The 13,455-nt window shown below is 62.1% G+C and carries 12 protein-coding genes; 8 read left to right on the top strand and 4 right to left on the bottom strand.

Features of this window, described 5'->3' with window-relative positions:
- Positions 1 to 10: 10 nt before the first annotated feature.
- A complete protein-coding gene (locus tag IDM28_RS13080) occupies positions 11 to 970 on the bottom strand; it encodes a FecR domain-containing protein (RefSeq protein ID WP_188036148.1) in 960 nt (319 codons plus the stop codon).
- On the bottom strand, positions 970 to 1,500 hold the full coding sequence (locus IDM28_RS13075) for a sigma-70 family RNA polymerase sigma factor (RefSeq protein WP_188036147.1): 531 nt from the start codon (positions 1,498 to 1,500) through the stop codon (positions 970 to 972). Before IDM28_RS13075 ends, IDM28_RS13080 begins: the two co-directional genes overlap by 1 nt.
- Before the next feature lie 170 nt (positions 1,501 to 1,670).
- On the opposite strand from IDM28_RS13075, the gene IDM28_RS13070 reads away from it, so the two are divergent.
- Positions 1,671 to 3,866, top strand: coding sequence for an OsmC domain/YcaO domain-containing protein (locus IDM28_RS13070; protein ID WP_101320096.1), 2,196 nt, complete (start codon positions 1,671 to 1,673; stop codon positions 3,864 to 3,866).
- A gap of 33 nt (positions 3,867 to 3,899) precedes the next feature.
- Here the strand turns inward: IDM28_RS13070 and IDM28_RS13065 are convergent, their stop codons facing one another.
- On the bottom strand, positions 3,900 to 4,082 hold the full coding sequence (locus IDM28_RS13065) for a DUF1289 domain-containing protein (protein ID WP_101320094.1): 183 nt from the start codon (positions 4,080 to 4,082) through the stop codon (positions 3,900 to 3,902).
- 148 nt (positions 4,083 to 4,230) lie between these two features.
- On the opposite strand from IDM28_RS13065, the gene IDM28_RS13060 reads away from it, so the two are divergent.
- The 4 genes from IDM28_RS13060 (at position 4,231) to IDM28_RS13045 (ending at position 8,627) form a co-directional block, all read left to right on the top strand.
- Positions 4,231 to 4,668, top strand: a complete 438-nt coding sequence (locus tag IDM28_RS13060) for a DUF2231 domain-containing protein (RefSeq protein WP_188036146.1) — start codon at positions 4,231 to 4,233, stop codon at positions 4,666 to 4,668.
- A complete protein-coding gene (locus IDM28_RS13055) occupies positions 4,665 to 5,957 on the top strand; it encodes a PQQ-dependent sugar dehydrogenase (protein WP_188036145.1) in 1,293 nt (430 codons plus the stop codon). The genes IDM28_RS13060 and IDM28_RS13055 overlap by 4 nt, the downstream gene beginning before the upstream one ends.
- Positions 5,958 to 6,142: 185 nt before the next feature.
- Positions 6,143 to 7,645 (top strand): glycine betaine/L-proline transporter ProP, encoded by a 1,503-nt coding sequence (gene proP, locus IDM28_RS13050; protein WP_101320088.1) that lies wholly within the window; start codon positions 6,143 to 6,145, stop codon positions 7,643 to 7,645.
- Between the two features lie 85 nt (positions 7,646 to 7,730).
- On the top strand, positions 7,731 to 8,627 hold the full coding sequence (locus IDM28_RS13045; protein WP_150571859.1) for a PA4780 family RIO1-like protein kinase: 897 nt from the start codon (positions 7,731 to 7,733) through the stop codon (positions 8,625 to 8,627).
- 179 nt (positions 8,628 to 8,806) lie between these two features.
- On the opposite strand, the gene IDM28_RS13040 is transcribed toward IDM28_RS13045, so the two are convergent.
- On the bottom strand, positions 8,807 to 9,100 hold the full coding sequence (locus tag IDM28_RS13040; RefSeq protein ID WP_101320085.1) for a hypothetical protein: 294 nt from the start codon (positions 9,098 to 9,100) through the stop codon (positions 8,807 to 8,809).
- A gap of 153 nt (positions 9,101 to 9,253) precedes the next feature.
- Between IDM28_RS13040 and IDM28_RS13035 the strand changes: the two genes are divergently transcribed.
- The 3 genes from IDM28_RS13035 to IDM28_RS13025 are packed head-to-tail and all read left to right on the top strand — an operon-like array spanning position 9,254 to position 13,438.
- Complete coding sequence (locus tag IDM28_RS13035; RefSeq protein WP_188036144.1) at positions 9,254 to 9,919, top strand: ABC transporter ATP-binding protein; 666 nt, start codon at positions 9,254 to 9,256, stop codon at positions 9,917 to 9,919.
- Positions 9,919 to 12,381 (top strand): ABC transporter permease, encoded by a 2,463-nt coding sequence (locus IDM28_RS13030; protein WP_188036143.1) that lies wholly within the window; start codon positions 9,919 to 9,921, stop codon positions 12,379 to 12,381. Before IDM28_RS13035 ends, IDM28_RS13030 begins: the two co-directional genes overlap by 1 nt.
- Positions 12,371 to 13,438 (top strand): lipocalin-like domain-containing protein, encoded by a 1,068-nt coding sequence (locus IDM28_RS13025; RefSeq protein WP_188036142.1) that lies wholly within the window; start codon positions 12,371 to 12,373, stop codon positions 13,436 to 13,438. Before IDM28_RS13030 ends, IDM28_RS13025 begins: the two co-directional genes overlap by 11 nt.
- The last annotated feature ends 17 nt before the right edge of the window (positions 13,439 to 13,455 follow it).

The raw sequence follows: 13,455 nt of genomic DNA, 5'->3' as shown, positions 1-13,455 counted from the left end.
CCAGGATGCTTTATAGCGCTACCACTGTGACCCAATAGCGTGTGGTTTGTACTACGCGCACGGGCAGGGTCGTGCTCAGTGCGCGCAAGGTCTGGTCGCTGTCGTCGATGGCGAAGGCGCCGCTGATGCGCAGACCTGCGACCACGGGGTCGCAGCGTAACCAGCCGGGGCGATAGCGGCTCAGTTCAGCGAGAAACGCATCCAGACGCTGATCATTGGCCACCAGCATGCCCTCGCTCCAGGCGTCCTGACCGGCATTGATCGGTTGCACCGCGCCAAGCTGGCTGGCGTTGAAGCGGCACTGGGTGCCTGCATCGAGCACCACTGGCGCAGCGCCGTTTGGGGTGACACGCACCTGATGTTGAAAAACGCTGACCAGCGTGCTCGCGCCGTCGGCCCTGACGGCGAAGCGCGTGCCCAGCGCCTGAATGCTGCCCTGTGCGGTCTGCACCTGCAGCGGCCGACGAGCAGGGTCGGCGGCGCTGGTAAGCAGCAGCTCGCCTCTGTGCAGTTGTATTCGGCGTTGAGTTGCGCTGTAGAGCACGTCGACGGTACTGGCGGTGTTCAGTTGCAGGCGCGATCCGTCGGCGAGCATCGTATTGAGCCGCTCGCCGGTGCGTGTGTGGTAGTCAGCCATCCAGCCTGCGCGTTGGCCTTGGCGATAACCTGCGTAGCCAAGCGCGCCGGTACCCATCATCAAGGCGAAACCTTTGAGCACGGCGCGTCTGCTATCCAGCGCGGGCTGATCGGCTAGGCGCAGCGCTCGCCCGGTAACGTTCGTGGGCATGCCATGCAGACGTTGTTGCAGTTGTTCGATCTGAGCCCAGGCCCAGCGATTGTATTCATCGCGGTCGAGCCATGCTTGCCAGCCAGCCTGGTCTGCAACCGAGGCTTCCTCGCATTGCAAAAGCCCAAACCATCCTGCGGCTTGTTCCAGGGCTGCGCGTTGTCGAGCGTGGAGGACGGTCATCAGCGTCCGGCGCCCAGGCTGAACAGCACGCAATGCTGGGTGGCCTTGGCTACATAGCGGGTAACCGTCACCACCGAAACCTGCAATTGCTCTGCAATCAGCTTGTAGCTCATGCCGTCGAGTTGCGACAGCAAAAACGCCTGGCGCACGTTTGGGCCCAGACCGGCGAGCATCGCATCCAGTTCGCACAGGCTTTCGAGCAAAATCGCGCGGGTTTCTTCGCTGATGCTGACCGCCTCGGGTTGCTCGGCCAGGGCCTGCAGCCAGGCGCGTTCGAGTCGAGCCCGGCGAAAATGGTCGATCATCAGGCGGCGGGCGATGGTGGCCAGGTAACTCTTGGGTTCGCGCACTGCCTCAAGCTGATTCTGTGCATCCTTGGCACTGAGCACCCGAATGAACACATCCTGCACCAGGTCTGCGGCAAGCTCACGGCAGTCGACGCGGGGGCGCAGCCAGCTCAACAGCCAACGCTGATGTTCCTGGTAAAGGCACTGCACCTGACGGTTCAGCGGGCGATGGCTGGAGGTCATAAAAGGCTCGAAGCGCAATTGGGAGTCATTATCATTTTATGAGCGGCCTTGACGCTAAGCAAGCACGCCAGCGGCTGCAACCTGTACGCCGCGCTGATCGGCAAAGACTTGCGCGGCAAAAATCCGGATAATGGCGGCCATTTCGTTTCGCTTTATCATGGTAATCCCGCATGGAAATCAAGGTTAACTTTCTCGACAACCTCCGACTTGAAGCCAAGTTCGATGATTTCACGGTGGTCGCCGATCAGCCCATTCGCTACAAGGGCGATGGCTCGGCGCCGGGTCCGTTCGACTACTTCCTGGCTTCGTCGGCATTGTGTGCGGCTTACTTCGTGAAGTTGTATTGCGAAACGCGCAACATTCCCACCGACAACATTCGCCTGTCGCAAAACAATATCGTCGACCCGGAAAACCGCTACAACCAGATCTTCAAGATCCAGGTCGAACTGCCGGCGGATATCTCCGACAAGGACCGCCAGGGCATCCTGCGTTCGATCGACCGTTGCACGGTGAAGAAGGTGGTACAGGCCGGCCCAGAGTTCGTCATCGAACAGGTGGCTAACCTGGATGCTGATGCGCAAGCCTTGTTGATGCTCGACAGCGATCCGCAGGCAAGCACGTACATCGCTGGCAAGGACCTGCCACTGGAGCAGACCATTGCCAACATGTCGGGCATTCTCGCGGGCCTTGGGATGAAGATCGAAATCGCCTCGTGGCGCAATATCGTGCCCAACGTCTGGTCATTGCACGTGCGCGATGCGCATTCGCCCATGTGCTTTACCAACGGCAAGGGCGCCACCAAGGAAGGAGCCCTGGCTTCGGCGCTGGGCGAGTTCATCGAACGCCTCAACTGCAACTTCTTCTACAACGATCAGTTCTGGGGCGAAGACATCGCCAACGCCGAGTTTGTGCATTACCCGGACGAGCGCTGGTTCAAACCCGGCAGCAAGGACGCCTTGCCTGCCGAGATCCTCGATGAGTACTGCCTCGAGATCTACAACCCCGACGGCGAACTGCGCGGCTCGCACCTGTACGACACCAACTCGGGCAATGTGAAGCGCGGCATTTGTTCGCTGCCGTTCGTTCGTCAGTCCGACGGTGAAGTGGTGTACTTCCCCTCCAACCTGATCGAAAACCTGTACCTGAGCAACGGCATGAGCGCCGGCAACACTCTGGCCGAGGCGCAGGTGCAGTGCCTGTCAGAGATTTTCGAACGTGCGGTAAAACGGGAAATTCTTGAGGGTGAACTGGCCCTGCCAGATGTTCCTGAGGACGTGCTGGCCAAATACCCGGGCATCCTCGCCGGGATCAAGGGGCTGGAAGAGCAGGGCTTTCCGGTGCTGGTCAAGGATGCCTCGCTGGGCGGCGAATTCCCGGTCATGTGTGTGACCTTGATGAATCCGCGCACTGGCGGCGTGTTCGCCTCGTTCGGCGCGCACCCAAGCCTGGAAGTCGCGCTTGAGCGCAGCCTCACCGAGTTGCTTCAGGGACGCAGCTTCGAAGGTCTCAATGACCTGCCGCAGCCGACGTTCGAGAGCCACGCAGTGACCGAGCCGAACAACTTCGTCGAGCACTTCATCGACTCCAGCGGTGTCGTCTCATGGCGCTTCTTCAGTGCCAAGGCCGACTTCGAATTCGTTGAGTGGGACTTCTCTGGTGAAGGGGAAAACTCCAACGAGGAAGAGGCTGCAACCCTGTTCGGCATCCTCGAATCGCTGGGCAAGGAAGTGTACATGGCCGTGTACGAGCACCTTGGCGCCAAGGCCTGCCGTATCCTGGTGCCGGACTATTCCGAGATCTATCCGGTTGAAGACTTGATCTGGGATAACACCAACAAGGCGCTGCTGTTCCGCGAAGACATCCTCAACCTGCACCGCCTGGACGACCGCAGCCTGAAGGCGCTGGTCAAGCGTCTGGATAACTGCGAAGTGGACGAATACACCGACATCACCACCTTGATCGGTGTCGAGTTCGACGACAACACGGTGTGGGGCCAGTTGACCATTCTGGAATTGAAGCTGCTGATCAAGCTCGCCTTGAAGCGCTTCGACGAAGCCAAGGAACTGGTAGAAGCGTTCCTGCAGTTCAACGACAACACCGTGGAGCGCGGCCTGTTCTATCAGGCGCTCAACGTGGTGCTGGAAGTGGTGCTCGATGATGAACTGGAACTGGCCGACTACGAGGTCAACTTGCGCCGCATGTTCGGCAATGCGCGGATGGATGCGGTCGTGGGCTCGGTCGAGGGCAACGTGCGCTTCCATGGCTTGACGCCGACCAGTATGAAGCTGGAGGGGCTCGATCGGCACCTGCGCTTGGTCGACAGCTACAAGAAGCTGCACGCAGCGCGGGCCAAGTTCGCGGGCTAAGCGGTTACCACGTGGGGCTGCTCTGCGGCCCCCTTATTTTTTGCCTTTCTTGATAGCCTTCAAGCGCGCCTTGGCCTTTTGCACAGCCTCGATGCGCTCGCTCTTCTTCATCTTCTTCCACTTGCGAATATCGTCTTTGCTGCGCCCGCAGCCCAGGCAAACTTCGTCGCGGATCTGGCATTTGGATATGCACGGGTTGTCAGCGTCTTTGCCCAAAACTCTAGTCCTCAGCCGGTGCCGCTCAGCAAACGGGTAGCCGCCAGATTACAGCCCTGTCTTCAATTGCGCTGAACTATCGCTTTGGCCGAGCGATCTTCCATTAGGCCTCCAGGCGCAGTCTGTGCAGGGAGGGACCTCTGGATCGATGAAAGGAGCCACCGTGAACGACTCAACCCTCTATCGCTGCCGGCCAGGAGCGCTGCACGCGACTCTGTTGGCCGGTACCGTGCCGCTGTTTCTCGGCGCCTTGCTCAGTGACATAGCCTATTACCAAAGCTACCAGATTCAATGGGCCAACTTTGCTGCCTGGCTGATTGCCGGTGGCTTGCTGTTCTGCGGATTGGCATTGCTGTTTGCCCTGGTCAATCTGATCCGCGCCGAGCACAAGGGTGGGCGCCCAGTGGTGTACTTCGCGCTGCTGCTGGCTACCTGGCTGCTGGGCCTGATGAACGCCTTTGAGCATGCCAAGGATGCCTGGGCCGTTATGCCGTCGGGGCTGGTGTTGTCGGTCATCGTCAGTGCGTTGGCGTGCATCGCAACCGGCCTCGGCCTGACCAATCTGCGCTCCGGAGGTGTGCGATGAACCGCGTACATGCACTGACAGCCTTGAGCATGGCGCTGCTGCTCAGCGCCTGCGGTGGCGAGGGCGACGCCACGCAAACCTACGGCGCCAACCCGAAATTGCCTGATCAGCAGCGCGGCCTGTTGCCGAGCATGAAAATCGCCGAGCCGACCGCCTGGGGCGATCTCAAGCCAACCGTACCGCAGGGCTTCAACGTCACTGCGATTGCCACTGACCTGAAGATCCCGCGGCAGACGCTGGTGCTGCCGAACGGCGATATTCTGGTAGCGGAAGGGCGCGGCGGCAGTGCGGCCAAACTCAAGCCCAAGGATGTCATCGCCAGCTCTATCAAGGCCAAGGGCAATACCCAGGTCAAGGGCGGTAACCGCTTGACCTTGCTGCGTGACGCTGATGGTGACGGCAAGTACGAAGTGAAAACGGTGTTCGCCGAAGGCCTCAACGCACCCTATGGCCTGGCCTACTTCGAGGGCAGCGTGTACGTGGCCAATCAGGATGCGCTGGTGCGCTTTGACTACGCGGATGGCCAGACCAAGGCCAGTGGCCCGCCCAGTAAGGTCAGCGACCTGCCGGCCGAGATCAACCACCACTGGACCAAGGCGCTGACGATCAGCCCCGACGGGCGCTACCTGTACGTCGGCATCGGCTCCAACAGCAATATCACCGAGCGCGGCATGGAGGTCGAAATAGATCGGGCCATGGTCTGGCAGATCGACGCCCAGACCGGCGCGCACAAGCCGTATGCGACTGGCCTGCGTAACCCGACTGCGCTGAGCATCGAACCCACCAGCGGTGAACTGTGGGCTGTGGTCAACGAGCGCGATGAGCTTGGCCCTGACCTGGTGCCTGACTACCTGACCTCAGTCAAAGCGGGGGGCTTCTACGGCTGGCCCTATAGCTACTGGGGGCAGAACGTCGACCCACGTGCGCAGCCGCAGAACCCCGAGAAAGTCGCTGCGGCGATCAAGCCGGATTACAGCCTCGGCTCCCACGTTGCGGCTCTGGGCGTTGATTTTTCGGTGGCGGCCATGGGCGCGCAGTTTGCCGAGGGCGCGTTCGTCGGCGAGCACGGTAGCTGGAACCGACCGAATCCGGTGGGCTACAAGGTGATCTTCGTGCCGTTCAGCAATGGCAAGCCGGCCGGCGATCCGATCGACTTTGCCACCGGCTTCCGTGGTGAAGATGGCAAGACCCGCGGTCGCCCGGTGGGTGTGACGGTGGATCCGCGTGGTGCGCTGATCATCGCCGACGACCTCGCCAACACCATTTGGCGGGTAACGCGCAGTCAGTAACGCTGCGCTGAGCACCAATACCAGGCCATCTGCGTGGAGCCTCAGCGCAGATGGCCTGTTTGCTGGCGCGAAAAATGTCGGCGCTCAGTGAATTTTTTCGTAACCCTTTGTATCTGATGCCTTAGAGCCTGGCCATTAAAACAATGGCAACCGGTAATGGACACGTCAGTAACAGAGTGGCAGATATGAAATCACGCAAAAAAAGCGTCAAGCCGATCGGCTTGAAAGACATCACCATTGTTGACGACGCCAAGATGCGCAAGGCGATCACCGCCGCAGCGCTTGGCAACGCCATGGAGTGGTTCGACTTCGGCGTCTACGGCTTTGTCGCCTATGTGCTCGGCAAGGTCTTTTTCCCCGGCGCTGACCCCAGCGTACAGATGATCGCAGCCTTGGGTACGTTCTCGGTGCCGTTCCTGATTCGGCCCCTGGGCGGGCTGTTCTTCGGCGCCCTCGGCGACAAATACGGCAGGCAGAAGGTTCTCGCCGCCACCATTGTGATCATGTCCCTGAGCACCTTCGCCATTGGCTTGATTCCGTCCTATGCCGCGATTGGTATCTGGGCGCCCATCCTGCTACTGCTGTGCAAGATGGCCCAGGGCTTCTCGGTAGGGGGTGAATACACCGGTGCCTCGATCTTCGTCGCTGAGTACGCCCCGGACCGCAAGCGCGGCTTCCTCGGCAGTTGGCTCGACTTCGGCTCGATCGCAGGCTTTGTTGCCGGCGCCGGCCTGGTGGTGTTCATCTCGGCCATGATCGGTGAAGAGAGGTTCCAGGAGTGGGGCTGGCGGGTGCCGTTTCTGCTGGCGCTGCCGCTGGGCATGATCGGCCTGTACCTGCGCCATGCGCTGGAAGAGACCCCCGCCTTCCAGCAGCATGTCGACAAGCTCGAGCAGGGCGATCGCGAAGGCCTGGCTGGCGGTCCGAAGGTGTCGTTCAAGGAGGTGGCTACCAAGCACTGGCGCAGCCTGCTGACCTGCGTAGGCGTAGTCATCGCCACCAACGTCACCTATTACATGCTGCTGACTTACATGCCCAGCTACTTGTCGCACAACCTGCATTACAGCGAGAACCGCGGGGTGCTGATCATCATCGCGATCATGGTGGGCATGCTCTTCGTGCAGCCTCTGATCGGCTTCCTCAGCGATAAATACGGCCGCCGCCCGTTCATCCTGTGCGGCAGCATCGGCTTGTTCGCACTGGCCATCCCGGCCTTCATGCTGATCACCAGCGGTGTGCTCGGGCTGATCTTCGCCGGTTTGCTGATGTTGGCGGTGCTGCTCAACTTCTTCATCGGGGTGATGGCTTCGACGCTGCCGGCGATGTTTCCTACGCACATTCGCTACAGCGCGCTGGCCAGTGCCTTCAATATTTCTGTGCTGATTGCCGGCCTGACCCCGACCATCGCCGCCTGGCTGGTAGAAAGCACCAACAACCTGTACATGCCGGCTTACTACCTGATGGTCATTGCCCTGATCGGTCTGATCACCGGTATCACCATGAAAGAAACTGCCAATCAGCCATTGCGCGGCGCTGCGCCCGCCGCCTCGGACATCGAGGAAGCGCGTGAACTGCTGCAGGAACACCACGACAACATTGAGCAAAAAATCGAGGATATCGACGAGCAGATTGCTGAACTTGAGGCCAAACGCACGCATTTGGTACAACAACATCCGCGTATTGATTAGCTCGAAACGAGCAAGTCGGATCAGGCTGTGAGAGGATGGCCGGCAAACCATGTGTCTGGCAGAACAGGACCCTGAATTAAACCTGATGAAGACTCCAAAACGTATTGAGCCGCTGATCGAAGACGGTCTGGTCGACGAGGTGTTGCGGCCCTTGATGAGTGGCAAGGAAGCAGCGGTGTATGTGGTGCGCTGCGGTAACCAGGTGCGTTGTGCCAAGGTCTACAAGGAGGCCAACAAACGTAGCTTCCGCCAGGCGGCCGAGTACCAGGAAGGGCGCACGGTGCGCAACAGCCGCCAGGCGCGGGCCATGGCCAAGGGTTCCAAGTACGGTCGCAAGGAAGCCGAAGATGCCTGGCAGAACGCCGAGGTGGCCGCCTTGTTCCGCCTCGCGCATGCCGGCGTGCGAGTGCCCAAGCCCTACGACTTCCAGGACGGCGTGCTGTTGATGGAGCTGGTGGTCGATGCCGACGGAAACGCCGCGCCACGCCTCAACGACGTTCACCTGGAGCCGGATCAGGCGCGTGAATACCACGCGTTCGTGATCCGCCAGATCGTCTTGATGCTTTGTGCAGGGCTGGTGCACGGTGACTTGTCCGAATTCAACGTCCTGCTCGGCCCGGATGGCCCGGTGATCATCGACTTGCCGCAGGCCGTCGATGCTGCCGCCAACAACCATGCTTTCAGCATGCTCGATCGTGACGTGGCGAACATGAGCGGTTACTTCGGGCGCTTTGCTCCCGAGCTCAAGGACACCCGCTACGCCCGCGAGATGTGGTCGCTGTTCGAGGCCGGGGAATTGTTGCCCGATAGCCCGCTGACCGGCGAGTTCGAGGATGACGACCACGACGCCGATGTCGGCGGCGTGCTGCGCGAGATCGAAGCGGCGCGGATGGATGACGAACGTCGCCGTGCCGGTCGTGAAGAAGCCGAGCGTGGCCCGGTCAAGAGCGAGGAGCCGCCACCGCCGCCGTGGCTGCAGTAACCCCTGGCAATAAGATTCGCCTGATTGCTGCCTGCCCACTGGCCGACCATGATTGCGCGATTGTTCAGGTGCAATGCCTGAACAATCGCAATGGTGGCTGCGGGCGGGCGGTCTTACGACCAACCGAGTGAACCAACCTTATAGCTCGAACTAGCGGGCCCGCTCGTAGCCGCCACCCATCACTTGCACTTGGCCATCACCACCTGACAGGTCTTCGGCGTACCGCCTGAACGGCTCGCATAGCGCATGCAGCTGTCCATGGATTTCTTGCGCGCCGCGCTCAACGTGTTGCCCCATGCCAGGCCACCCTCGCCAGCGGTCGGCACTGCCTTGGCGAAGCAGTTCGCGCCTGCTTGGGCATAGCGCGTAGCGCTGGATTTGTTCGAGCATCCCGTCAGCGATGCAAGGCTGCCGATGAGCAGGATCAGCAGCAACCACGATGGGTGGTAGCCAGGTATCGCAGTGCGGGCCATGGAGGTTCCTGTAAGCCTGATGATGTTCGTACCTCAGTTTAGCCCCGATTGCGCCTACCCTTGAAGGGCAGAACGATGCAACCTAATGCTGCAACGCTGTGCCCAAGAGTTAGTGATTAACGCCCGTTGTGCCCTGAGAGGAAGCCCCCACCGATGTTGGTCGTCGAGCAGCTGCGCAAGTCATTCAATACCGCCCAGGGCGTTCTGCCTGTACTGCAGGGCGTCGACCTGCAACTGGCGCGGGGCAGCAGCCTGGCGCTGATGGGCGAATCCGGTAGTGGCAAAAGCACGTTGCTGCACCTGCTCGCCGGACTTGATCGGGCTGACAGTGGCAGGATACTGATCGAGGATGTACCCCTCGATACGCGGGACGAAACGGCGCTGGCACGCTGGCGGCGCGACAGCATTGGCCTGGTGTTCCAGCAGTACAACTTGATCAGCAGCCTCGACGTTGCCGCCAATCTGGCGTTTCAAGCCCGCTTGGCCGGGCGCCACGATCCTGCCTGGACCGCGCAGCTGGCGGAGCGGCTTGGGTTGACCGAGTTGTTGCAGCGCTACCCCGAGCAGCTGTCGGGCGGCCAGCAGCAACGTGTGGCGATTGGTCGTGCGTTGGCGGGACGGCCGGCGCTGGTGCTGGCCGACGAGCCCACCGGCAGCCTCGATGAGGCAAGCAGTGAAGAAGTCCTGCAACTGATGCTCGAGCTGGTTGCCCAGGCGGGCAGCAGCCTGTTGATGGTGACCCACAGCCGGCAGTTGGCGGCGCGGCTCGAACATCGGTGCTTCCTCAAGGCTGGACGTGTTCAGCCGGAGCCGGATTGATGGCCAGCCTGCTGATCACCTTGCAGGCGCTGCTCAGCCATTGGCGCCGGCACCGCTTGCAGTGCTTCAGTATCTTTACCGGGCTATGGCTGGCAACGGCATTGTGGACCGGCGTGCAGGCGCTCAACAGCCAGGCCCGCAGCGACTATGCCCGTGCCAGTGGTGTGCTTTCGGGCGCCAGCCAGACGCAACTGGTGCCGCGTCAGGGCGAGCATCTGGCGCAAGCGCTGTATGTGCAACTGCGCACTAGAGGCGTGCAGGTGACGCCGGTTCTGGAAGGCCGCCTGCAACTTTCAGGAAGCGCGACTCAGGCAGTGCGCTTGATCGGTATTGAACCGCTGAGCCTGCCAGCGAAGATGGCCGTGGCCGGGGTACAGGCGCAAGCGTTCGAGCTTGCGGCCTTCATCGACAGCCCTGGGCAAGCCTGGATCAGTCCAGACACGCTACGCCAGTTGAACCTGCAACCGGGTGAGCGCGCGCGCACCCGCGATGGTCAGCTGATGCCGCCGTTGGTCCTGCAAGCGGACCTGGCGCCTGGGGTGATCGTGGTCGATATCGGCCACGCGCAGGCGCTGCTCGGCGCGCCAGGACAACTGTCGCGTCTGCTGCTCGAAAAACAACCCACCGCGCTGCCTGCCGACATCGCCGCCAAGCTTATGCTGCAAACCGGTGGCGACGACGGTGATCTGCAGCGCCTGACCGACAGCTTTCACCTCAACCTGACTGCGCTGGGCTTGCTGGCATTCGTGGTCGGCCTGTTCATTGCCCATGCGGCCATTGGCCTGGCGCTCGAGCAACGGCGCGGCTTGATCAGAACCTTGCGTGCCTGCGGTGTCAGCTTGCGGGTGCTGTTGACCGGGCTGGCGCTGGAGCTGGGTGCGTTCGCGTTGCTCGGCGGCCTCGCCGGGGTGGTCAGTGGTTATCTGCTGGCCAGCCTGTTGTTGCCTGACTTCGCGGCCAGCGTGCGCGGCTTGTATGGAGCGCAGATCGCCGGGCAGCTGAGCCTGTCGCCGCAGTGGTGGTTGGCCGGCGTCGGCGTGAGTCTGCTCGGTGCGTTGTTGGCCGGTGTCAGCAGCGTGCTGCGCGCTGCGCGCCTGCCGCTGCTGGCGCTTGCCCAGCCACAGGCCTGGCGCCTGGCCCAAGGGCCGTGGCTGCGTCGTCAGGCGCTGGTCGCCTTGTTGCTTGGTTTGGTAGCGCTGGGGTGCTGGCAGTGGGGCAATAACCTGAGCAGCGCCTTTGTCCTGCTCGCGGCATTGCTGCTGGCAGCGGCGCTATTGCTGCCGGCCTTGCTCGAGCTTGCCCTGGCCGGTTTGGCGCGCTTGTGCCGGCGGCCATTGCCGCAATGGTTCGTGGCCGACAGCCGCCAGCAATTGCCGGCGCTGAGCCTGGCGCTGATGGCCTTGCTGCTGGCGTTGGCCGCCAGCGTCGGTGTGGGCAGCATGACCGAGGGCTTTCGCCGCACCTTTACCGGCTGGCTCGATCAGCGCCTGTCGGCAGACCTGTACCTGACCCCGCGCGACACTGCGCAGGCAGTGCAGATCAGCGACTGGCTGGCACGCCAGCCCGAAGTCACCGCGGTGCTGCCCAACTGGCGCGTCGAGTGGCGGCTGCAGCAATGGCCGACGCAGGTCCAGGGCATCGTCGATCACCCGTACTACAACAATCACTGGCCGCTGCTGGAAAAATCCGCCGGTGCCTGGGAGCAGCTTGCGCAGGGGCGCGGGATCATGCTCAGCGAACAGTTGGCCAGGCGCCTGCAGCTGGGTCTTGGCGACGCCTTGCAACTGCCCGAGCCATCAGCCCAAACGATGCCGGTAGTGGGCATCTATGCCGATTATGGCAATCCCAAAGGGCACCTGCTGATCAGCGCCGACTGGTTACGCCAGCACTGGCCGCAGGCGACGTTGAGCAATCTGGGCCTGACCTTGGCTGGCGAGCATTTGCCGGCGCTAAAGCGGGCGCTGGGCCAACAGTTCAGTCTCGATGACAGCCGCATGGTCGAGCAGACCACGCTCAAGCGATGGTCTGCTGCGGTGTTCGAGCGCACCTTTGCCGCTACCGCCGCACTCAACAGCCTGACCCTCGGTATCGCTGGCGTGGCGTTGTTCATCAGCCTGCTGAGCCTCGGCCAGAGCCGCCTGGGCCAGTTGGCGCCGTTGTGGGCGCTGGGGGTCGAACGCCGTCGGTTGATCTGGCTGACACTCGGCCAGACCCTGATGCTGAGCAGTTGCACCGTGTTGCTGGCGATTCCGCTTGGCTTGCTGCTGGCCTGGTGCCTGGTGGCCGTGGTCAACGTGCAGGCGTTTGGTTGGCGTCTGCCGCTCTATGTGTTCCCCGGTCAGCTGCTGCAACTGACAGTGCTCGGCGTGCTGACCAGCTTTCTGGCCAGCGTCTGGCCGCTCTGGCAACTGGCGCGCAGGCAACCCAGCGATCTCTTGAGGCAGTTTGCCAATGAACGTTAAACCCTGGCTGACCGCGCTGTGCCTGCTGCTTGCAGGCTGCGATGCGCCTGCACCCGAGCCCAACAGTTTTGCCGGCTTGGGGCAGGAGGCCAGCGCCTTCCAGCAGGTCACGCCGGGCCATGAGCTGCAGTTCCCGCGTGATCATGGCGCCCACGACGGCTTCCGCATCGAGTGGTGGTACGTCACCGCCAACTTGCAGGATGCCCAGGGGCGGCAGTGGGGCGCGCAGTGGACCTTGTTTCGTTCGGCATTGCGCCCTGGCGCAGAAACCGCCGACTGGAACAGCCCCAATCTGTGGATGGGCCACGCGGCGCTGACGGGGCCGGGCGGTCATCAGTCCAGTGAGGTGCTCGCCCGCGGTGGTATCGGCCAGGCTGGGGTTGAGGCGCAGCCATTTCGCGCCTGGATAGATGATTGGTCGCTGCTGGGCGGCAATGGGATTGGCCAGTTGCAGATGAAAGCCGCAGGTGAGGATTTCCGCTTTGATCTGCACTTGGTCAGTGAGCGGCCATTGGTGCTGCACGGGGCCAAGGGCTACAGCGAAAAATCCGGCAAAGGCCAGGCTTCCTATTACTACAGCCAACCGTTCTATCAGGTCAGTGGCGAAGTCGAGCGTGACGGCCAGCACGTGGCCGTTACCGGTCAGGCCTGGCTCGATCGCGAATGGAGCAGCCAACCGCTGGCGGCCGGGCAGTCAGGCTGGGACTGGTTTTCCCTGCACCTGGACAGCGGCGCCAAGGTAATGCTGTTTCAGGTGCGCGAAGCTCACGGCGATGCCTACAAAGCCGGCACCTGGGTCAGCGCCGACGGCAAGATCCAGGCACTCCAGGGAGCGCAGATCGAGCTGCAAGTGCTGGCCTCGAGCAAGCAGGCAAACGGTAAAACCGTACCGACCCGCTGGCGCGTGCGGCTGCCGGAGCAGGGCGTCGATGTCCAGGTCGAAGCGCTGTACAAGCAGGCCTGGATGAACACCCGGTTCCCGTATTGGGAAGGGCCGGTGCGGGTCGAGGGCGGCAGCGGGCAGGGCAGGGGTTACCTGGAAATGACCGGTTACTGATCTTTGTGGAGAAGCGC

This window comes from Pseudomonas sp. EZ-C24, from assembly GCF_014525325.1.
GTDB classification, from domain to species: domain Bacteria; phylum Pseudomonadota; class Gammaproteobacteria; order Pseudomonadales; family Pseudomonadaceae; genus Aquipseudomonas; species Aquipseudomonas shirazensis.
Note: the sequence above shows the minus strand (reverse complement) of the source record. Positions and strands in the feature narration are given on the sequence as shown.